20 protein-coding genes and 3 pseudogenes are annotated in these 20,932 nt (G+C 64.3%); 10 read left to right on the top strand and 13 right to left on the bottom strand.

What is annotated here, in order from left to right; all coding sequences use genetic code 11:
* Nucleotides 1-37 precede the first annotated feature (37 nt).
* From AC3WTE_RS20765 to AC3WTE_RS20750, 4 genes are all read left to right on the top strand, one after another.
* Nucleotides 38-1,357 (top strand): GTP cyclohydrolase II, encoded by a 1,320-nt coding sequence (locus tag AC3WTE_RS20765; protein ID WP_492440498.1) that lies wholly within the window; start codon nt 38-40, stop codon nt 1,355-1,357.
* The gene (locus AC3WTE_RS20760) at nt 1,354-2,589 is read left to right on the top strand and encodes a URC4/urg3 family protein (protein WP_492440496.1); all 1,236 of its coding nucleotides are present in this window, start codon (nt 1,354-1,356) and stop codon (nt 2,587-2,589) included. Before AC3WTE_RS20765 ends, AC3WTE_RS20760 begins: the two co-directional genes overlap by 4 nt.
* 9 nt (nt 2,590-2,598) lie before the next feature.
* Nucleotides 2,599-3,228 carry a uracil phosphoribosyltransferase gene (gene upp, locus AC3WTE_RS20755; RefSeq protein WP_492440494.1) on the top strand — a complete coding sequence of 210 codons (630 nt, stop codon included), beginning with the start codon at nt 2,599-2,601 and terminating at the stop codon, nt 3,226-3,228.
* Nucleotides 3,229-3,301: 73 nt separating this feature from the next.
* The gene (locus AC3WTE_RS20750; protein ID WP_492440492.1) at nt 3,302-3,820 is read left to right on the top strand and encodes a nucleoside deaminase; all 519 of its coding nucleotides are present in this window, start codon (nt 3,302-3,304) and stop codon (nt 3,818-3,820) included.
* Between the two features lie 19 nt (nt 3,821-3,839).
* Here AC3WTE_RS20750 and AC3WTE_RS20745 read toward each other — a convergent pair whose 3' ends face one another.
* Both AC3WTE_RS20745 and AC3WTE_RS20740 read right to left on the bottom strand, forming a co-directional pair.
* Nucleotides 3,840-4,190 carry a hemophore-related protein gene (locus tag AC3WTE_RS20745; protein ID WP_492440490.1) on the bottom strand — a complete coding sequence of 117 codons (351 nt, stop codon included), beginning with the start codon at nt 4,188-4,190 and terminating at the stop codon, nt 3,840-3,842.
* Between the two features lie 78 nt (nt 4,191-4,268).
* Nucleotides 4,269-4,553, bottom strand: coding sequence for a hypothetical protein (locus AC3WTE_RS20740; RefSeq protein WP_492440488.1), 285 nt, complete (start codon nt 4,551-4,553; stop codon nt 4,269-4,271).
* Between the two features lie 307 nt (nt 4,554-4,860).
* Here AC3WTE_RS20740 and AC3WTE_RS20735 point away from each other — a divergent pair, with 307 nt between their 5' ends.
* Entirely contained in the window at nt 4,861-5,115 is a 255-nt protein-coding gene (locus tag AC3WTE_RS20735) for a hypothetical protein (RefSeq protein WP_492440487.1), read from the top strand.
* Nucleotides 5,116-5,120: 5 nt separating this feature from the next.
* A complete protein-coding gene (locus tag AC3WTE_RS20730; RefSeq protein WP_492440485.1) occupies nt 5,121-5,582 on the top strand; it encodes a hypothetical protein in 462 nt (153 codons plus the stop codon).
* A gap of 238 nt (nt 5,583-5,820) precedes the next feature.
* Here AC3WTE_RS20730 and AC3WTE_RS20725 read toward each other — a convergent pair whose 3' ends face one another.
* The 10 genes and pseudogenes from AC3WTE_RS20725 to AC3WTE_RS20680 all read right to left on the bottom strand — a co-directional run bounded on the left by AC3WTE_RS20725 (nt 5,821) and on the right by AC3WTE_RS20680 (nt 15,191).
* On the bottom strand, nt 5,821-6,207 hold the full coding sequence (locus tag AC3WTE_RS20725; protein WP_492440483.1) for a hypothetical protein: 387 nt from the start codon (nt 6,205-6,207) through the stop codon (nt 5,821-5,823).
* Nucleotides 6,208-6,378: 171 nt separating this feature from the next.
* Nucleotides 6,379-7,575: pseudogene (locus tag AC3WTE_RS20720) on the bottom strand (multicopper oxidase family protein); the annotation flags it as partial.
* A gap of 274 nt (nt 7,576-7,849) precedes the next feature.
* Nucleotides 7,850-8,461, bottom strand: a pseudogene (locus tag AC3WTE_RS20715) (DEAD/DEAH box helicase family protein); the annotation flags it as partial.
* Entirely contained in the window at nt 8,358-9,461 is a 1,104-nt protein-coding gene (locus tag AC3WTE_RS20710; protein ID WP_492440481.1) for a TOTE conflict system archaeo-eukaryotic primase domain-containing protein, read from the bottom strand. The gene AC3WTE_RS20710 and the pseudogene AC3WTE_RS20715, both read right to left, overlap by 104 nt.
* 54 nt (nt 9,462-9,515) lie before the next feature.
* Nucleotides 9,516-10,367, bottom strand: a complete 852-nt coding sequence (locus AC3WTE_RS20705; protein ID WP_492440480.1) for a nucleotidyl transferase AbiEii/AbiGii toxin family protein — start codon at nt 10,365-10,367, stop codon at nt 9,516-9,518.
* Nucleotides 10,364-10,921 (bottom strand): type IV toxin-antitoxin system AbiEi family antitoxin domain-containing protein, encoded by a 558-nt coding sequence (locus AC3WTE_RS20700; protein WP_212814870.1) that lies wholly within the window; start codon nt 10,919-10,921, stop codon nt 10,364-10,366. Before AC3WTE_RS20700 ends, AC3WTE_RS20705 begins: the two co-directional genes overlap by 4 nt.
* Nucleotides 10,922-11,592: 671 nt before the next feature.
* Complete coding sequence (locus AC3WTE_RS20695; protein WP_413232336.1) at nt 11,593-11,748, bottom strand: integrase core domain-containing protein; 156 nt, start codon at nt 11,746-11,748, stop codon at nt 11,593-11,595.
* Complete coding sequence (locus tag AC3WTE_RS20690; RefSeq protein WP_413232339.1) at nt 11,723-12,403, bottom strand: IS3 family transposase; 681 nt, start codon at nt 12,401-12,403, stop codon at nt 11,723-11,725. The genes AC3WTE_RS20695 and AC3WTE_RS20690 overlap by 26 nt, the downstream gene beginning before the upstream one ends.
* Before the next feature lie 14 nt (nt 12,404-12,417).
* The gene (locus AC3WTE_RS20685; protein WP_413232335.1) at nt 12,418-12,717 is read right to left on the bottom strand and encodes a transposase; all 300 of its coding nucleotides are present in this window, start codon (nt 12,715-12,717) and stop codon (nt 12,418-12,420) included.
* A 650-nt stretch (nt 12,718-13,367) separates the two neighbouring features.
* A complete protein-coding gene (locus tag AC3WTE_RS20680; protein WP_318985128.1) occupies nt 13,368-15,191 on the bottom strand; it encodes a fatty acyl-AMP ligase in 1,824 nt (607 codons plus the stop codon).
* A 482-nt stretch (nt 15,192-15,673) separates the two neighbouring features.
* Here AC3WTE_RS20680 and AC3WTE_RS20675 point away from each other — a divergent pair, with 482 nt between their 5' ends.
* Nucleotides 15,674-16,264, top strand: coding sequence for a TetR/AcrR family transcriptional regulator (locus AC3WTE_RS20675; RefSeq protein WP_318985127.1), 591 nt, complete (start codon nt 15,674-15,676; stop codon nt 16,262-16,264).
* A gap of 434 nt (nt 16,265-16,698) precedes the next feature.
* Here the strand turns inward: AC3WTE_RS20675 and AC3WTE_RS20670 are convergent, their stop codons facing one another.
* The gene (locus tag AC3WTE_RS20670; protein ID WP_318985126.1) at nt 16,699-17,730 is read right to left on the bottom strand and encodes a TIGR03617 family F420-dependent LLM class oxidoreductase; all 1,032 of its coding nucleotides are present in this window, start codon (nt 17,728-17,730) and stop codon (nt 16,699-16,701) included.
* A 392-nt stretch (nt 17,731-18,122) separates the two neighbouring features.
* Between AC3WTE_RS20670 and AC3WTE_RS20665 the strand changes: the two genes are divergently transcribed.
* The 3 genes and pseudogenes from AC3WTE_RS20665 to AC3WTE_RS20655 all read left to right on the top strand — a co-directional run bounded on the left by AC3WTE_RS20665 (nt 18,123) and on the right by AC3WTE_RS20655 (nt 20,861).
* The gene (locus AC3WTE_RS20665; RefSeq protein ID WP_318985125.1) at nt 18,123-18,698 is read left to right on the top strand and encodes a DUF6431 domain-containing protein; all 576 of its coding nucleotides are present in this window, start codon (nt 18,123-18,125) and stop codon (nt 18,696-18,698) included.
* 470 nt (nt 18,699-19,168) lie between these two features.
* Nucleotides 19,169-19,957 (top strand): annotated as a pseudogene (locus AC3WTE_RS20660) (transposase); the annotation flags it as partial.
* 481 nt (nt 19,958-20,438) lie between these two features.
* Entirely contained in the window at nt 20,439-20,861 is a 423-nt protein-coding gene (locus AC3WTE_RS20655; protein WP_492440707.1) for a PaaI family thioesterase, read from the top strand.
* Nucleotides 20,862-20,932 lie beyond the last annotated feature (71 nt).

Genomic DNA, 20,932 nt, shown 5'->3' with positions numbered 1-20,932 from the left:
AGGGTTGACTGGAGCATGCCGGGAAGGAGCGCCATCGATGGTCGTTGAATCAGGTATCGACGCAGCACCAGGTCCGGATGCGGCATCAGGCCTCGCCGCGTCGGCGATCCCGCCCCGGAACCCCGCCCGCCACATCCGATTGACCTCGCACAGTGGCGGCGCCGACGCCCCGCCGATCCTTTGGGGTGCAGCGACGGCCGCCGTGCGCGGCCCCGTCATCGGGACCACGACCACGCGCGCGCATCGCAATGTGATCGGTACCCACAGCGGGTCCTACAGCGTCTACCGGGCGCTGGCAGTCGCCGCCGGGGCGCTCTCGCCCGAGCACCGCGCCGACCTGACCAACACCGCACCGACCGATGTGATCGGCCCGTATCCCCGGTGGACCGAATCCGGGGCGATCGTGAGTCTTGACCCGTGGGGCGCGATGGTCGCCGAGGCGTTCTCCGCCGAGCTGGGTCGCGGCTATGACATCCGGCCGACCATCGCCATCACCAAGGCCCATGTGATGCTCCCCGAGGTCGCCGACGCGATCGTCCAGGGCCGGCTCCGCCCGGACGGCCGGGTGCTGCTGGAAAACGGTGCGGCGCTGGTGACCAAAGCGGCCATCGAGCCGGTCTGGTTTCTTCCCGGCGTCGCCGCTCGGTTCGGTTGCAGTGAAACCGAACTGCGCCGCGTGCTGTTCGAGGAGACCGGCGGCATGTACCCCGAACTCGTCACGCGCGGCGATCTCGAGGTCTTCCTCCCGCCGATCGGCGGACAGACCGTCTACATCTTCGGCGAGCCCCGCGATCTTGCCGACCCGGCCGTCGAACTGACCGCACGGGTGCACGACGAATGCAACGGATCGGACGTGTTCGGGTCCGATATCTGTACCTGCCGGCCGTATCTCACCCATGCCATCGAGGAGTGCATCCTGGGCGCCCAACGCGGAGGGGTCGGGCTGGTGGCGTATTCCCGCAAGGAGGGCCGCGCCCTCGGCGAGGTCACCAAATTCCTGGTCTACAACGCCCGCAAGCGCCAGATCGGGGGCGACACCGCCGACCAGTACTTCGCCCGCACGGAATGTGTTGCCGGAGTACAGGATATGCGGTTCCAGGAACTGATGCCCGACGTGCTGCACTGGCTGGGTATCCGCAAGATTCATCGTCTGGTCTCGATGAGCAACATGAAGTACGACGCCATCACCGGCTCGGGGATCGAGGTCGTCGAACGCGTGAATATCCCCGACTACCTGATCCCGGCCGATGCCCGCGTCGAGATCGATGCCAAGACGGCCGCCGGTTATTTCACGCCCGGCCCGGTGCCCGACGCCGATGAACTCAAGATCGCCAAGGGCCGCGGACTCACGCCATGACAACCGGTATCGGCGCTGGCACCGATAGCGCCGTCGCGGCCGGCATCCTGCGCAGCACAGCAGCCATCCGCGCGCGCGCAGAATTCCTGCTGCGCCGCGCACGGGCGGGAGAGTCGCGCTGGTTCGTGGTCGACGACGACGCGCTCGCACCGGCCGCCGACCTTGTCGCTGACGTCACCCGCACGCGGTATCCCGATCTGGTGATCCCATATCACAGCCGGTGGCGCCATTTCGAGGCCGGCGGTATCGACCGCAACACCGAGCTGCGGGCCCGGCTGAGCGCGCTGGACGTGCCCGCGCAGGCCCACGCCATGATCGACCTGGCCGTGGTCAGCGTGCTGCTCGACGCCGGCGCCGGCCCACAGTGGGGCTACGTGGAACCGACTACCGGGCAACGCTTTACGCGCTCCGAGGGACTCGGCGTGGCCAGCTGGCATGCCTTTGCCGGCGGTATGTTCTCCAGCGACCCGGCCCAGCCGTTGCAGGTCGACGCCGCGGGACTGCGCAGCGTCGACGCCACCGCGCTGCGCCGCGCTTTTCAGGCCGGGCCCGACAATCCGTTGGTCGGGCTCGACGGCCGGGTGCAGCTGCTGCGGCGCCTCGGTGCCGCCCTGGCGGGTCAACCGCAGATCTTCGGCCCGCAGGGACGTCCCGGCGGTCTGTTCGACGCGCTGGCCGGTCCGGCAGTCGGAGCCCACGACATTCTGGTGCGGCTCCTGGACACCCTCTCCGGGGTCTGGTTGGCCGACAACCACATTGGCGGCATACCGCTCGGCGACTGTTGGCCGCATGCCGCGGTGCCGGGAGCCGGCCTGTCCCGCGGGTGGATGCCCTTCCACAAGCTGTCCCAATGGCTGACCTACTCGCTGCTGGAGCCGTTCGAGTGGGCGGGTGTGACGGTCACCGGGCTGGACGCCCTGACCGGTTTGCCCGAGTACCGCAATGGTGGTCTGCTACTCGACACCGCAGTGCTGCGCTTGCGGGATCCCGCGGCCGCAGAGCGGACCTGGTCGGTGGCCGACGAATTGGTGGTCGAATGGCGCGCCCTGACCGTCGCGCTACTCGACGACCTGGCGCCGCTCGTCCGCACCAGGCTGGGCCTCGATCTTGCGGCGCTGCCGCTGGCCTGTGTTCTCGAGGGCGGCACCTGGGCGGCCGGCCGCACCGTGGCGGGGCAACTGCGGGCCGGCCGTCCGCCCCTGTCCATCAGCAGTGACGGCACGGTTTTCTAGGAAGGCACCATGGGTAACCTGCATCTCGTCGACCATCCGCTGGTCCAGCACAAGCTGACCCTGATGCGACAGAAAGACGTGTCCACCAAAGGTTTTCGTCAGCTACTGAACGAGATCTCCACGCTGATGACCTACGAGGTGCTGCGCGACATCCCCATGCACGAGATCGAGATCGACACTCCGCTGGAACCCACCACCGGCATGGTGATCGACGGTAAGAAGCTCGTTTTCGTCTCCATCCTGCGGGCGGGCAGCGGCATCCTGGACGGCATGCTCAGTGTTGTGCCCGCCGCCCGCATCGGCCACATCGGGCTGTACCGCGACCCGAAAACCCATGTCGCGGTGGAGTATTACTTCAAGATGCCGAGTGAGCTGGACGAGCGCGACATCGTGGTGTGCGATCCGCTGCTCGCCACCGGCAACTCCGCGGTGGCCGCCATCGACCGACTCAAGGAGTACCGGCCGCGGTCCATCAAGTTCGTCTGTCTGCTGACCTGTCCCGAGGGCGTCGCCGCGATGCAGGCGGCACACCCCGAGGTACCCATCTACGCCGCGGCGCTGGATCGGCAGCTCGACGAGCACGGCTACATCGTGCCCGGCCTGGGCGACGCCGGCGACCGCATGTTCGGAACCAAGTAGGCGTTTCGTCGTGCACGAGCAGAACAGGAGGAGCGTCCTCCGCGGTACTGGGCTGTTGCTCGGCGCCTCGGTCGTGGCACTGCCAACCGCCGGGCCTGCCCTGGCAGAGCCCGACGCCGGCCCGGAAGATCTGGTGCGCCTGCGGCGGACCTTCGCCCTGGCGGAACAAGCTCGCCAATCCGGTGGCGCACCGTACGGCGCCCTGGTCACCGCCGCCGACGGCTCGGTCGTGGCCGAGCGCGGCAACACCTCCGCCCTCGACGGCGGCGACCCGACCGATCACGCGGAGATGGTCACCATCCGCGGCGCGTGGCGAGCGCTCGGCGATGACGGCATGAAGTCGGCGACGCTGTACGCCAGCACCGAGCCGTGCACGATGTGCGCGGGCGGCATCTACTGGAGCGGCATCGGCCGGGTGGTGTACGGCATGTCCAACACCCGGCTGTTCCACTTCACCGGCGACGACCCCGACCACGCGGCGTTCGCCTTGCCGTGCCGCAACATCCTGCAGCACGGCTACCGACCGATCGGCGTCGTCGGACCGCTACTGGAAGACGAAGCGGCACAAGCGCATCAGGGCTACTGGCACTGACTCCAGCGGCCTGTCCGGCTCAGGACGACAGCGCGTCGAACAGCGCCGACAACTGACCCGGAGTGACCGACATGCCACACTGCCCACGCAACGACGTCAACGGTCGGGCGATGTTCTTCAGATCGAGGAACTCGCCGGGGTGGGCGGTGAAGTACGACCGCACCGCCCCTTCGGCATCGCCCGACGAGCCGGCACTGGTCAGCGCATCGTTGGCGCCCGGGTGCGCATCCAGGTAGGCGCTCGCCTGGGCCAGCACTCCGCTCGAAGTGCTGGCCAGGCCGCTGGCAGAACAGGGCGCGGCACTGGCGGTCGGGGCAGCGATGGTGAGCGAGGCGAGCGCACCAAGCACGATCATGGCAGGCATCTTCATACCGTGATCCTGCGCGAAAGCTGCCAATCTTGGGTGCGTTGTGTGGAATTGGTGCGCCAGCGCCTGCTCAAAGATGTGTCAACATTCGCCCCCGAGGGCCGCGAGCACCCCGCCCGTGCAACCGGGGAGGACCGACCACAGGTTCGTCGACGGCGGTCCGCTCCACGGACTGACCTCTGGAGCTTGCGATTGCGCTCCACTGGCCGGTGAGCAGTAGTACGAGTACTGGAGCTCGCCGTAACAGGCATCAGCATGGGCGACTCCGGCACTCAGGGGGAGCAGGGTGGGTATGGCGGCGCCGGCCGCCGCCATACCCACCGCCGCGATGAGCCGCTTGGTCGAGGAGTTCAAGGTGACATTCATGAAGGTGTCCTTTGTCCGGTGCGCGACCGGGCGGCCGCGCTACCGGTAGGAGTGCTGAGCCCGGGCGCGCAGGACAACTTTTTCCCGATCTTCTATGCAGGCCGGAGAAACGCGGTTCCATCTGGCCCAGTTGGTCGGTCGGGTAGAGACCGCGAAGCGGACCGTGGCGACAGGTTTACCGGCGTTGACCTGCGCAGCAAGAAACCACCAAGGCGTCTGCCGAAGCCTCTGGGTGCCCGGTCATTACGGACCGCCAAACGACGAATGGCAAACGACTATGAAGCACCTTTCTTTACAGCGGCAGTCTGTGAAGGCGCTGACGCTGATCGCAACGACTGCCACCGTCGCGGCGACGATGGGCCCGACGGCAATCGCGCAGGCAGACGACAGCGATGCCTTTCGGTCCCCCTCGGGGAACATCGGCTGCAAGATGGGGACGGGGGGTGTCATGTGCGAGATCAGTTCCATCACCTGCGACAGCGAGCCTTCGGGCATGACATGCACCGACTCCGGCACCGGACATTTCTTCCGAGTGTCACGCGACTCCTATCAGCTCGGCTGACCGCAATGAAGCCATTCCAACCGAAGAAGATCGCGGCACAGGTTGCCGCGGCCATCACGACCACCGTCGCCGTCTGCTCGACGACCGGCGCGCCCGCCGCATGGGCCGATCCGCAACCGACTCTTGGGCGTGCCTGGGCCCCGAGCGTGAAGGGCTACGGAACGGTCCGGCCGGCCAGAGTCTTCAACGGTGGCGACCCGACGGGCGACATCTGGGACATCACGTGGGCATCGTGGGGCGGAGAACAGGCCATCGGGGCGGGTACTTCTTACGCGATACCGCCGGGCGCGGTCAGCGTCGCGCAGTCGGTCAAGGAACCGGCAACGATCGTGGCGTACAACCTCGGCAAATGCAGTGGCCAGCTGATGTACCAAGCGGCGAAGTGGTACTTCCCCGGCTACGGAGAGGTGTTCGATCCGGCCGGGCACTACAACATCTGCACTGGCGACTATGTAAAGGGGATCTGAGGTGGGCTTGTGGCCGCGGCGTCGCGGCTCAACGCACTCCATCGGCTCGGAAATGAACGCAAGCGTTCATTTCCAGCCGATGGAGTGCGGTGTCCGAGGGCCTTTCCCGCTTGCGATACGGCTTGAGGTCTTTGAGTCGAGCCTGACTGAACGGCGACCGACGGCCGCAATTCAGTTCGCCGAAATCTCGAATGCCCACGGTCACGACACCCTCAACTTCTGGGCGCTGAGGCTACGGCTACGGGTGGTGCGGCACCGGCGCCGGGGATGGTTGCCCTGGCATCATCCCGGGTCCCGGCATCGCGGGACCGCTTGTCCCCGGGCCCATCATGCCTGGACCCATCATGCCGCCGCCCGATCCCATCATGCCTCCCGAGCCCATCGGGCCGGAGGTCGTGGAACAACCGGGCCCCTGCTGCCACTGCTGGTGACGGTAGCCGCCATGCCAGTATCCTCGCGTGCTGTAGGCCCCGGCGTAGAAGCCACTGAAGAAGATCACCGCCACAACGAAGACGATCCCCGCGACGATGCCCACCCAGGCAGCGATCTGGTTGAGCCGGCTCGGCCGCCCCGACACTGTCGTGGTTGCCGTTGCGTCGGTGGGTGATTCAGATTCCTCGGTCATGATCGATGCCCTTTCTGGTCTGCGTTGTGCACGCACTGGCCCGGCGCGATCTGTCGCGCCGGCCGTGACTGCCAGTCTTGACCCCACGGACCCTGCCGTTAAGGGTCTTTGGGCCCCGCATCCGCTGAACCTTAGCCATCACGGTGACCACTGCCCGGGGCGGCGATGAGGTTACGGGTGGTAGTTGAGGCTGGTCATCATCCCGGCGGCTTGGTGATAGGTGTTGTGGCAGTGCAGCATCCAGATACCCGGGTTGTCGGCGACGAGTGCGACTGCGAGTTTTTGCCGGGGTAGCACGATCGCGGTGTCTTTGCGTGCTCCGTGGCTGCCATCGGGTTTGACAATCTGGAAGGTGTGGCCGTGCAGGTGCATGGGGTGCCACATCATGTTGTTGTTGGTGAAGGTCAGCACGGCGCGTTGACCCTGGCTGATCTGCAGCGGTTCGTTCTTGCCGAACGGTGCGCCGTTGATGGTCCAGTTGGAGTGCATCATGTCCCCGGCCAGAACCGCGGCAAGGTTCACATCGGCGGCCGCGTTGCCGAGGTCGGCTTGTGGTGTGGCGGTGAACATCTCGACGGTACCGACGCGTCTGGTCAGCTCGGCCGGTTGAAAACCCGCATCCGGTGCGGTGCCCGCGCCGGTGGCCAGCAGCGCCCGTGCCACCGCGTTCTTCCCTTCGGCCAGCGCCACCAGGGGGAAGATGCCGTCGGCGGCGGTGACCAGCACGTCGTCGCGTTCGCCCATCCCCAGCAGCAGGGCGTCGACCTGGGTCGGTTGCACGGGGTAGCCGTCGGTGTGGGTGACGGTCATGGTGTGCCCGGCCAGGGCCACCCGAAAGGCGGTGTCCGAGCCGGCGTTGATGATGCGGATACGGATCCGCTGACCAGGCTTGGCGCTGAACGTGGTCGGCGCCGCCGGGATGCGGCCGTTGATCAGGTAGTACGGGTAGCTGACGTCCCCGGCGTCCCCGCCCAACAATGAGTTGGTGCGGTCGCCGCCCATGCCGGGCATTGGCCCCATCCCCGACATCCCTGGCATGTCACCCATGCCGGGCATACCGGCGTGCAGGGTGTCGAAAATCTGCTGGGGTGTCTTGCCGACACCGTCAGTCCAGTCATCAAGTACGACAATCCATTCGGCGTCATAAGCGCCCGGTTCGCGCGGGTCATCGATGATCACTGGCACGTACATGCCGAAGTCGGCGTCGAGTTCGGTGTGCGGATGGGCCCAGTAGGTGCCCGCATCCGGTACCGAGAACCGGTAGGTGAACTCTTTGCCGGCCTCGATGGTCGGGGTGACGGGGGAGGCCCCGTCCATGTCGTTGCGGATCGTGATCCCATGCCAGTGCACTGAGGTGCCGTTGCTCATCGGCGACCAGCGTCCGGTAGATGTCGGCCATCCCGCCTGGTTCTCGTGGGTCAGCGTCGCCGAGGTAGCGGAATTGTGTCGGATGGAGGTGCAGTACCGGGTGCGGTGTTGACAGTTCGGCGCTGTCGGTGGGCAGTTGGCCTGCGGTGGGTCTTTCAATCTGTACGTGGTGTGAACCGAGTTGGTGGTAGATCAGGTCTTCGAGTCCATCTCGCCGTTCCGGAGTCGCGGTCAGGCCCAGCCAGAATCGGGCGGGAATCTGGCCGAGGACGTTGAAGAAGGCGCTTGCTGCGACGTGGTGGCATTCGTCGACGATGATGAAGCCGTATCCGGCCGCTAATTCGGAGATGTTGTTGCGACGCGCCAGGGTTGGCAGTAGTGCGATGTCGAGAACTCCGGTGGTCTTGGATCGTCCGCCGCCGATCTGGCCGCATTTGAAGTCGAGGTGTTGGTGGATTCGGTCTCGCCATTGGTCAGCGAGTGCTTTGCGGTCGACAAGAACGAGCGTTGAGGTGGCACGTGCTTCGATTGTCGCGCAGGCGATGACCGTCTTTCCGGTTCCTGGGGGTGCGATCAGTACGCCTGTGTCGTGGTTGAGGAGCTTCTTCAGAGCATCTGACTGGGTTTCGCGCAGTGTTGTGGCGCAGGTGAATTCGTGGTGCTCACCGATGACGCGGTGGTCCTCGATCTTGAGGGTGCTCTCGGCTGAGCTGACGAGGTCGCTGAGCAGTTGGTGCAGGCCGCGTGGCAGGGTTAGGTTGCCGTCGGCGGTTTCGTCGTAGCTATATAGGTAGCGCGGGGTATCCCACGTGCTTCGCCGTGCTCGCTGCCGTACGTCGAATTCGGGGTTGCGGATGGAGGCGGCGTGTTTGACAGCCGAAATCATGGCTGGGCCGAGGTCGGTGGACGTCAGGGTGATTCGTGAATCGAACGCGGCTCGCACGATCGCCGCGGGGCGCGGGGACGATTTTCGATGAGGTGGGCAGTTGCAGCCGCCGAACGTTGTGCCCGATCTGGGGGCTGGGCAGCTGGCGGGCAAGGGAAGCAGTCTCTTTGGCGGACAGTCGCGCGATGCTCGACAGATATGCCCACTGGTCCTCGTACGGTTCAAGGGTTGCCGGATCAAGGAAGACGGTGGTGCCGTGCTGGCGGCGTTTGCCGTTGAGTGGTGCCGCGATCAGGTTGCCGACTCCGCGGCCGGTGTGCACGTCCTGGGAAGGAAACAAGCGGTCGTAGCTGCTCAGGCGCATGCTGCCGCGCAGCCGGAAGGCTTCGGCGAGCAGGCTGGTGGCGATCCCGCGCGCGACGGAGGCTGATGTCGCGTGCGCGAAAAAGATCCACACGTGGGCGCCGCGGCCGGACTGGGACACTTCCAGCGCTGCCGGAATATTATGGGAGCGAGCGGCTTTCGTGTACGCGAGGGCGTCGAGCATCGCCGCTTCTTTGTCGAAGTCTGCTGCTACCCACCAGCATGTGTCGTCATCGCCCAGCGGATATAAACCGATGTGGACGTCACCGCGGAGGTGTGAGCTCACGACCTCAGGGGTCAATGTCAGGTACGGGGCATCGGCACGGTTCATGCCTTTGCGCCAATAGCCTTCGATCGCCGGCATCCAGCCTGATCGGCCGTCTTTGCGGTTTTCCCATCGCTGGGCGTAAACATCGGTGCGGCAACGGAATAGGTCGAAATAGAACCTGACCTTGTCAGCGGGGTTGGACTCCATGCAGACAGGTGGCGTCGGGGCACCGGTTAGGGTGGCCTGGTCGCTGCGTGCGGCGCGGGCCTGTTCCTCGGTCAATTCAAGTAAGTGCCGTAGGCGCGCGTTGTCAGCTCGCAGTTCATCCAACTCGCCGGGAAATCGCTCACAGCCGCCAGTGATCGTCATTGATATCCCTCCGCTAGGTACGGACCCGGTCCTGCGCCGGTAGATGCCGGTGGTTCACTCGGGTCCGTGGCGAAAGACTGGATCGAGGTGGGCGGCAACGAGAGCGATTTGGTCGTCGAGGTTTTGTTCGCAAGCTGATTCGAGGTGTTCCTTGCGGCGCCATGCCGCCCATTTCGCTTGTGCGGCAGCGCCGTAACCGGCTAGTCGCGGTGCGACGGGTCCCAGATTTACTCCGCGATGGACGGCGACCGCCCGCGCTGAGCGGAGCAGTTCGTCCGAATCGATGCCGGCGCGAGCGAGTTGCACGATGTCGACGTAATCACGCCAGCGGGTACTGGTGATTCCGCGTTCGAGGATGGTCACGCCCTTTTCGGCGATCGTCGTTTCCGGTGCATATCCCAGGAGGGTGATCGGTTCGCCGAGGATCCGATCGATGGTCACGTGCCGTGGTGGCGGGACGATCGGATCACCAGTGGACACGTCCCACGCCGCTACCCCTTTCCACGGCCCAACGGTTGCGGCGATTCGTACGCGCAGACCGGGATACTCTGACTGTTCACGGATCTCCTGGACGGCGATCGTGGCGAGATCGAACTGCAGTCCGTCATCTATGGTGACTGCGGCGATGTCACGAACCACCTGTATGAGGTGCTCGGCATCGACATCGGCACGGATCGCATTGGCGTCGGCGTCTTTGGTGGGACGCCGAACTCCATAGGCGGCCAACAAGATTCCGCCTTTGAGTACAAAATCCTTGGCGTGAGGTGTTCGGGTGAGGCGGTCCAGAAACGATTCGAGTACGTGCCGTATCAGGTATTCCTGTGTCGGTGCACCGGCTCCGCTCTGTGCTGCGGCGGACCGTGCGGTGCCCTGGATGTGGCGGAACACCTCGTCGCCGCGGCTCACGTCAACATCTCTAGTGCTTGCAGGACCGGGGTTTTCGCGCGCGGCAGGCGCGCGGCGATGTCCATGAGCAGTGCCGGTTTGCCGCCTGCGCGCAGCCACTGCCGCAGCGCATCACGAGCGAGCTCGTAGCCGACCGAGCCACGCAGGCGGAACGCATCGGCGATGCAACGTTCGGGGGAGTAGATCCCGATCGTTTGATTCGAGCCGGGGATCGTCATCTGGTCGCGTCCGATGTCGAATGTGGCCGCATCGAAGTGATGCCAGGTGATGGCAGCGCGGCCAGCCGGTGTGCGGGAGCCGCGCGGGATCGCGACGTCCACGGTGGCGGGTATCTCGTCGGTGAGGTCGTAGTGGGCCAGCGCGGAGGTCAAGCAGATGGTCGCGTCAGGTCGGCGCGTTGAGGCTTCGATCAGATCCCAGTCCATCGCTGGGGCCTCGGCGGGAAGATATATGCCTCGTGCGATGCGGTCGAGGCGGCCTTCGCGTGCGTCCCGGTAGAAGGCGCCGCGCGACAATCCGACCTTCTGTGCGGTGCGTGGGGTTAGTGCTTCCATGGCCGGCGACACCTCCGATCGCATACAAACTGTTTACAGTTAATAGTACGTGTATGCGGATTGTTTCGCTTTGTGACCGTGCGTCGCGGCGGGCGTCATCACCGGTGAGGGTACGTTTCGCTATAAGGCCAGGTCGACACGAGTGTCAACGAGGCGCCCATGATGACCTTGCGGGGGTAATCGGGTCGCAGCGACCGCTGGATTCAGCCGTGTCGCCGGACGTGTCCGAGGGGGTGTCCAGAAGGCGACTCGGCCATCTGCGACACGGATTCGAGGACATTCGTCGCCAGCGTTAACCATGCGGCAAATGCATAAAACGAACTGTAGAGCGTATTTGCTGTATATAGCTAAGAAAACTGTGTCCGAGGGGGGACTTGGCCACTTGCGACACGAGTTGCGGTCTTTGAGTTGAGTCGTTTACCAGGTAGCTCGGAGGCTTGGGCGCGCAGTCGGCACCAGTGATGTCCTATGTTTAGCTAGCAGCTCTCGATCGGTTCCTATTCGCCGTAGCAGCAGATGGTCTGGCCGGTTCCTCGGTGGATGTCGTCAGCAAAAGTCAAGCAAACTGACTGCACGAACCCCCGGGCCTGGGCTTGACCCCTTTTGATGGACACAGGATCAGGCGGCTTGTGCCGTCTGATTGATCCGGTTTTCGCATTCCACCGGGGTGATCATGCCGAACGGCGTCGGCGGCGGTTGTAGACCCGTTCGATCCAGTTACCGACGGCGAGCTTAGCGGCCGCTTTGGTCGGCCACAAGTACCGGTCATAGAACTCGACTTTCAATGTGGCCCAAAAGGATTCAGCCGCGGCGTTGTCCCAGCACACCCCGGTCCTCCCTACTGAACGAGCGAGATCTAGGTTCGGGCCAGGTGGGCCATCTGCGCGCTGGTGTATTGGCAGCCACGGTCAGCGTGAAATACCACCTGCCGGGTAACTGCCCACGGGCCACGGCCATCGCGACCGCGGCCTGCACTAGATCGGTGTGCAGATGGTCCTCAATGGCCCAGCCGATGATCCTCCGCGAATGCCCATCGCGCACCGCGCACAGATACAGCCAGCCCTCGCCGGTTCGCAGGTAAGTGATGTCACTGGTCCACACCCGGTTGATCGCACCGGCATCGAAGCGACGTTTGACCAGGTCCGGGATCGGTGGTGCATCCAGATCCGCCACCGTGGTCGCCGGCGCGAACGACCGTGGGCTGATCACGGCCAGGCCCTGGCGCGCCAGCGAGGCGGCCACGGTCTTGCGGGACACCGCGCGGCCTTTTTCACGTAGGTCAGCCAGTATCCGCGGTGCCCCGTACACCCCGTCAGAGGCTTCGTGAGCGGCCGCTACCGCGGCATCCAGACCGGCACGGCGCACCGCAGCCGCACCAGGTCCGGCGGCCGCGTTGGTGCGCCATTTGTAGAACCCCGAGCGGGACACCTCCAAGAGTCGGCACATCCGTACGATGCTGTAGTTGGCCTTCTCGGCGGCAATACCCTGGTAGGCCTCTACCGGTTCTGTTCGGAGGCGAAGAAGGCCGCGGCGTTTTTTAAAAGCTCACGGTCCAAACGCAATTCAGCGTTCTCTTTGCGTAGCCGCTCCAACTCGGCACGCACATCAGCATCGAGCACCGCGTCAGTATCGGTGCCGCTCGCGCGTTGCTGGGCCAGGCGCACCCAGCGCTCCAGCAGTTGTTCACCGACGCCGATCTCCACGGCCACGTGCGCAATCGGGCGGCCCGTCTCGATCACCAGGCGGGCAGCCTGCTCCCGAAACTCCGGGGTGTACTTCTTGCGCTTGCCCGACATACGGACATCCTTCCCGCGGGACCAGCAGTCCCACCAGTTAGGTGTCCACCATCAGGGGTCAACCCCAGGCCCATCAGTCTCTAGAATTACCGGGAGCGTGCGTTTCGACGACATCGTCCTCATTTGTATCAGTCCAAGCTCGAACATTAGGGCGTGGTGATCCCAGGATGTCCAAAGCGCTCGCGCGCAAGGCTTCGTCGGTCAAGAATCGTTGTGCGCGGTAGCGGTCGATTCTGAAATGGTCGGCGACCAGGTAAAGGTACTCGACGACGATTCCACGTGCGATCGCTCGAGGTAGGTGTATTCGGTAGTGATCGTTCAGGTACTTCACGACGAACGTCGTGCGATTGCCCATCCAGGGTGAGCGCCAGATCACGGGTTGATGGGCTAGTTCTACGCGCTCTAGGTGCGTCGCTGGCTGGGGGCACTCCCGGGGCGGGGTTTCGTGTCTCAGATGCGTACCACCATATTTGCGGTGGGAGGGGTAGCGGTCGGTCCGTGATCGAGGCTGAATTCTGCAACAGCGATTCCAGCCATGGAAATCTTCGGTCTGAGCGAAGTCATCCGTAGTCATCCGTCACCATCTATCTGTTTCATCGGTTCGGGCGGTGCTGAACTCTGACTAGGAGCTGTCATTCTTCAGCAGGACGTCAGTCGAATTGACCGTTCAGAAACTCTGCCCGCGCCGCGGTGCGGGCCAGCTTGCCCGACGTCGTGCGCGGAATCCGCCCGGCCGCAACCAGCCTCACTTCGGCGACGCGAACCTGATGATGCCGCGACACCGCGGCCCGCACGGCTTCGGCGACGGGCTCCAATTCGGCACGCCCGGCACCCACCGCACGTTCGGCGACCACGACCAGCTGTTCACCTGAATCACCAGGGGTAGCAAAGGCTGTCACGTAGCCGGAACGCACGGCCGACGAGGCGCGGCTGACCGTCGCCTCGATGTCCTGCGGGTAGTGGTTGCGCCCGTCGACGATCACCAGGTCCTTGATCCGGCCGGTGACGAACAGCTCGTCACGGACGTAAACGCCCAGATCGCCTGTGGCCAACCACAATGCGTTGTCCTCGGCGCCGTCGGCGTGGCTGACCGTCTGGCGGGTCTGCAGCTTGTTGCCGAACACCCGCTCGGACTCCTCGGGTCGGCCGAAGTAACCCTGTCCGATGTTGTTGCCGTGCAACCAGATTTCACCGACGGTGCCGTCGGCGGCTTCGTCGCCGTCGGGGGTCACGATCGCCACCCACTGATCGGGGATGGCCCGCCCGCACGACACGTGCGGTACCGCGCCATCGGCATGACGGCCCACCACCACAGCGCGGCCCGCCGCGAGTTCGTCGCGGTCCAGATATGTGGCGCACGGCTTTTCGTCGGCCGCGATGCTGGCGACCGACAGCGTCGCCTCAGCCATCCCGTACGACGGCTTGACGACCGTCTCGGGCAGCCCGTAGGGCGCGAACGCTTCCATGAACTGCTCGATGGACGGCAGCGTCACCGGCTCGGAGCCGTTGAGCAGCGTCACCACGTTGGACAAATCCAGGGGCTCGCCGGCGGGCGGCAGACCCCGCTGGGCACACAACTCGAACGCGAAATTGGGTGCGGCCGCGAACGTCCGGCCATGGGCGGCCTCGTCGGCGAGGCGCCGGATCCACCGGTAGGGCCGCCGGACGAACGCCATCGGGTCCATCAGGCTGATCTGTCCACCGCACAGCGCGGGGAACATGATCATGATCAGACCCATGTCGTGGTAGAGCGGCAGCCAGCTCACGCTGCGGATGTCGGTGTCCAGGCCGCCGGCCAAGATCATCTGAATGACGTTGGTGCACACATTCCGGTGCGTGATCTCTACACCGGCGGGGGTGCGCGTCGACCCCGACGTGTACTGCAAGTAGGCGATGTCGTCGGTGCGCGAGCCCGGATCGACGTGCATCGCGGCCAGGGTGTCGGGCACGGCGTCCACCGCGATGACCCGCGGGCGCTCAGCGGCGGGCAGTGTCTTGATGAACGCGCGTACCGCTTCGGCGGCCGCGGTCGTGGTCAGCACCGCGGACGGCTTGGCATCGGCGAGCACCGCGGCCAGACGCTCGGTGTGACCCGCCAGCGCCGGCGCGAACAGCGGGACGGCGATGTTTCCGGCGTGCACGGCCGCGAAGAACGCCGCGACATAGTCGACGCCTTGGGGCGCCAGGATCGCGACCCGGTCGCGGGGCTTGGTCACCTGCTGCAGCCGGGCGGCGACGGCGTTGACCTGAGCCCACAGTCCGTTCCAGCTGAGCTCGATGATCTCGCCATCGGGATTCTGCGCGTAGTCGATGAACCGGTACGACGGCTCATCACCCATCGCCGCGCGGTTGCGCTCCAAAAACGACGTCAGCGTGATCCCGTCAGGTATGATAATGCTGCCATCGGAGTGAAGGAAACTTTCGGCTGACGCTGCATCTCCAGCAGTATTGTTGCTCAACGCTTTGCGTGTCATCGAAGTCATTTTGACGTCACTTTGACCCATGAACTTTCTCATCGTCGGCCCCAAGCAAACAGTGCCACAGTGTTCTGCGCTCCTACTGTCTAGACGTGGCGTGATGCAGACTGATCAGCTGCAGGTGCGCGTCCGGTCGACTGCTGGCGTTTGGGCGGTATGCAAACAATGTATGGCCACCGGAAGTACGCCCCGATGATGGCCGCGATCTGCCGCTTTGGGGCGACCAACATGTCGAGCAGACGATGCCGGCGTAACGAAATGGTCTGAATGATGCGCACATCGGCTCCAACGTGACTGATCGCTGCGCTATAGCCGCGATGACAAATCTAACTTGCCAACTGGCTGGTTAATTTAGCTTCCATGGCTAACGATGGGCAACCCCAGCCGAAGGTGAGTGACATCACATCCGCCGCTGTAGCATCATTCATCCAGTGCGCACGCAGCCCGCATAAACTCCCCGAAAGGTTGGCAGAGGAAACTTGACGTCATCACGTGGCTTCGTACGCCACCGTATCGTCCAGGCGGCTTTGGAATTATTCGCTGAGTACGGTGTCAAGGGCACGACCTTGCAGATGATTGCCGACCGGCTTGAGGTGACCAAAGCCGCTGTGTACTACCACTTTCACACCAAAGACGAGATCGTGAGGGCCGTCGCACAGCCGTTACTCGAGGACATCGCTCGCGTAATACGTATCGCCGACGCGCTTCCCGACCCCCATTCGCGGCGCGAAGTCGCCGTCAGCGGCTTTGTCGAACTGGCGGTGCGCCATAGGGGCCTCAGCGCAATTGTGCAGAACGACCCGGCCATGAGCACGCTCGCGAAGACGCATGTCGAGTTGGAGAACGCCGTCGTGAAGCTCATCACGCTGCTCGATGGCCCCGACGCGGACGTCGCCCACCATATCGGGACATCGATGATCATCGGCGGAGTTTCCGGCGTTGTAACCGATGCGCGGTTGCGCGACGTGCCCGACGAACTGCTCCATCGTGTGCTTCTCGACTACGCCCAGCATCTGCTACATACCCCCAAGTCGCTGTCGGCGGCCGTGAAGCCGTCGGGAAGTGTGTAGCCGCCCAGGAGCGAGGTGCCGAAACGAGAATTCGTGACGCGGTGGTGCACTTGCGGCGCCGGGCAGATTCGGGAGCTCCTACGGGTATCGAAGATGGTGTGGGGTTTACGAAACCCGTAGTCGCATTGCGGCAGACTAGCTGCGGCAGTGGCGCCCGCGCCTTCGGCGCTAGCGCGGATTGATCCGCGAACTTGGCGAGCAGCGGCAGCACATGGCCCTCGCTGTCAGACAATCGATAGCTCTGAGCGCTAGGCGGCTGGCCATGGCACTGTTCCGGTGCGCCCTTAACCCGATGTTCAAAAGCTACAGGATTTCTTGACTCAAGCGGCAGTGCGTGTAGTCGTAATGACCTATGCGGCCGATCTCGAGAATGCATAGAGGCATCTCATTGCGGAAACGAAGTCCCCGGGCGCGATCGTGAGTTTGTTTTGATGTCAGTCAAACTGGGGCAAGGCCGCCGACAACCGCCGCGCGATCTCGCCGTACCGTTCGAAGCGGTCTGACCCGCCGAGGGCGTTGTAGAGCACGATGCGGGTGGCGACGCCGTCATATTTCGCAATGAGCTTGTCCGCCAGGGCATCCCAGGTGGATTCGGTGGCGAAGGCGGCGATGTGGTCGTCGGTGATCTGTGCCATCATGCCTGCCATGTCGCCGGATTTCTGCTTCTCCCGCAGGCGCGCGGTGGTGCCCTCGAAACCGGCCTCGTCCCAGATGAACGCATAGTTCGGGGTACTGCCGTAGAAGCTCATGCTCGCCCGCACGAATTCGCGTTCATGGTGGCGTTCCTCGTCGGTGTCGCCGACGATCGTCATGGCCGGGATGATCGTGTCGATGTCGGCGGGGGAGCGGCCCGCCTTCTCTGCCCCGGCGGCGACATTGGGCAGTACGTGGCGGGCGATGTAGCCTGGCTCGCCGAGTGGGTGGATGTGCACGCCGTCGGCGACCTCGCCGGCCATGCGCAGCATCCACGGATTCACCGCGGCGATGTCGACTTTGGGATCGGGTGCGTCGATGGGGCCGGGGCTCCATTGTGGGGTGATGAAGTCCAGGTCGTAGAAGTCGCCGTGATGGTCGAGCTTGCCTGTCCGGAACGCGGCGAAGCACGCTTTCACGGCGCGTACGTAGTCGCGCAGCCGTGGTCCCGGTTGTTCGAAGGGCATGCCGTAGCGTCGCACCACGTGCGTGCGTACCTGGGTGCCGATCCCGAGCCGGAATTTGCCTCCTGTGGCTTCCTGCAGTTCCCACGCTGATGCCGCGGTGATGAAGGGACTTCGCGGGAAAGCTACTGCGACACCGGTCGACAGTTCGAGCCCGGGCGCAGCCTGGGATGCAACCGCTGCGCTCATATAGGCGGTCCGGCCGGTCTCGGTCAGCAGGAGGCCGGAGAAACCGGCGGCCTGCGTGCGCTGGGCAAGCGCGCCCATCTGAGTCAAAGGCTGCGGAACGGTCATCACGTCGACGTGCACACTGGGAGCCTACGCGTTGGATGTTCGCGGCGGTGGGAAGTGCCGAGCGCCAATCTCCTTGTCGCGCAGTTCTGCCCGCACCCCCGGCATTTCGACCCGCAAGTGATGGCACCTGTTGAACGTCTCACGGTGTGGCGACCACGGCGTCCCCTTCATCGCCGATAAGGCTCTGACACCGTAGGCGTGGTCTGCGTCATCAACGTGCCGACGATCGATCCCACCGCCGGTCGGCCGTCCATCACCGGCTTCGGTCCTCGGCCCGATGCGGTTCCGGCCGGTCGGCACGATCAGTGACGGCGCGATCGCCAAACCTGCTGGCGCCCAACACCAAATGACCCCTATGCACGCCGGCCGTGATAAGCAAAGGTCATGACCTATGGACTGGGTCCGCCGTGATCGTCGCCCGCACCACCGAACTGGCCGAACAACTGCTCGCCGCCGGCGAACTGCGCTGCCCCCGCTGCACGCACGGGCCACTGGCTGCGTGGGGCTACGGACGGCGCCGCACCATCCGCTCCCACGGCCACGCAACCATCACCATCAGACCTCGCCGAACCCGCTGCACCGCGTGCCGATCCACCCACATCGCGATGCCCGCCGAGGTGCAGCCCCGCCACGCCGACACCACCGCGGTGATCGGAACAGCGTTGCTGCACAAGGCAAATGGGCTCGGATACCGTCGTGTCGCCGCTGCTATCGACCGGCCCGAATCCACCGTCCGGCGCTGGCTGCGCCGCCTGCCCAACGCGCACCTCGAACGGATTTACCAGGACGGCGTGCGCCGTCTGCTGCTTGTGGCCCGTGAGACTTTCAGTGAACTGCGTTACGACGGCAACATGCTCCGCCATGCTCTGACCATGCTCTGCGCGGCCGCCTACTGGGACCGGCGCCGATACTCCATCACCGACCCGCCCTGGACCCTGATCGGCATGTACACCCGCGGCCGCCTACTGGCCCCACCCGGCTGACCGGCCACTGAATCGCTCAGGGGCCGACGTTGCCGTGCCCGCGATCAGCCGTCACCGCGACGAGGACCGCGTCACCGTGCCGATCACGCCGTCACCATGCAGACCAACACACCAGAATCCGTCTGCACCGACAACGACGCCTTCATCGTCATTCTGAGCGACGGCCAACAGCACCTCACCATGGGACCGATCACATCTCATTTATGACAGTTCCGGTGGTCTTGATGGTGACACTTCTGTCCCGAGGGTCGCCTCGAACGGGTCTCGTTCACGGCGTCGTTGGCGCGCATCGTCCACGAGTCGGGCGTGTGGCGCGTACTGAGTCGAAGAAGTAGCCCGCTCGGCATGGCGGGCGGTCCGTGGGCGCATCAGATGGACTGTGTAAATCCTCTTAACGGAAGGATCGTAGGACGTGACGACATAAAAGGGCAATGGATGCTGCGCTGATTGCCGCCAGCCCTGCAGTCGAGATGGCCGACGCGCTTCGTGCTTCGGGGCAGTGCATGAACTGCCGGCGCTGATCGATGGCGCTGACCGGTGATGGCGGGCTGCTGCCGAGGTTGATCAAGCTCGTCCTTCAACGTGGGCTGGCGCCGAACTCCCTGCTCACCTTGGGGACGAGAACGGCGAGCTGATCAAGGGGCTGTAACGGCGGCCACTCAAGACGGTGCTCACCACGCCAGCCCGGTACTCTTGGACGTGCCGGGAGACCGCAGCGGTTCGTTGCCCCCGATGCTGGTACCCATCGGCCAGCGTGGTTAAGGCAGGCTCGATGGCATGGCCATCTCTCTATATGCGGTGCGGAATCAATTTGCGGGACATCCGATTTCGGATTTGGTTCGGCGATCGGGACGCAGGCATCGCGAGAGACGATCCCCAGTATCGTCGAAGAGGTCTCCGATGGGGTCCTGGCATGGCAGCGCCGACCGCCGGAATCGTCGTATCCGGTGATCTAGCTCGACGCGATGATCGTGAAGGTCAAAGACGGCGGCCACACGCCACCAAGGCCGCGCCACATCGCTGTGGCCGTCGATATGACCGGGATCAAGCGCGTTCGGGTGATCTGGGTTCAGCCGAACGAAGGCGCTTCGTTTTTCTAGGTGTCGGTATCCGCCGCTTTGGCCAACCGCAGGGTCAAGGATGTGTTGACCGTGCGCTGCGGCGGGCTCATTGGGTTCCCGGACGCGATCGCGACCATGCGGTCACACACCGCGGTGCAGACGTGCGCGGCGAATCTGAGCCGTAACTCGATGCGGTTTTGTGTCGGTGCCCCGGTTGAAAAGCGATTGCATTCCCTATGCTACTCAATGTAGCGTAGGGAAACTAACTGTACGGATTGTGCTGCTCGGACTATGAAAATTGACTGTCAGGTAGCCAGCGTTCCGGCACTTTCGTGAGTACTGGTGGATGTCGCTGCTGGCTACGCTGAATACAGCATGTTGCTTCCGGCTTAGTGAGGATTCGCAGGTCTCGAGGCGGGCGTTCGCGTTCGCCAGACACGTCGATGAGTCTCTGCTGGAAGTAACGAGGAGTTTTCGTGCCCGGTCGCGCGACAAGGGAATCCGATTCGGCGCCATCGGTGTGGTGCCCTTACCCGTCTTCGGGATAGCGAGCAGGGCAGTCGGCCCGCGTTCGAGCGCCAGCGATCGTGGTACTTGCCACCAGTGACGAGAAGAGGTCTTTGTGAGCATTTCGAATCCACCGGACGTGCAGCGGTTACCGTCGCACACTCCGACGTGTATGGGCTGTGGGCCAGACAATCCGCATGGACTGCACCTTTCGGTCTTCCGCCGAGGGGAGGAGGTGTACGCGGACGTCACATTCGATGAACGGCACGTCGGCGCGCCAGGTCTCGCCCACGGCGGGGCCATCGCCGCCGCGTGCGATGACTTGTTTGGCTTCACGTTGTGGATCGCCGGAACGCCGGCTGTCACACGCAGGCTGACCGTCGAGTACTTGCAGCCTGTTCCGCTGCATGATGCCCATAGGATCGCCGCGCGTATTACTGAACGCAATGGCCGTGCCATCCACGTCACCGGCGCCGGAATTGGTGCTGACGGCGTTATGCGCTTCACTGCTGAAGCGGTCTTCATAGCAGTGGAAGTAGGGCACTTCGCTGCGCATGGGGACATCAAGGGATTCGGCGAACTATTCGCGTGTTAACGACGGTTGAAAATCCGGCCAGTCGCGACGGCTGAAAAGTAGGCCACCCAATCAGATTGGATGGGTGATCT

Source organism: Mycobacterium sp. FW102-FHT13B02 (assembly GCF_058790275.1).
The sequence above is the reverse complement of the archived record's forward strand: the minus strand, read 5'-3'. Positions and strand labels throughout refer to the sequence as shown.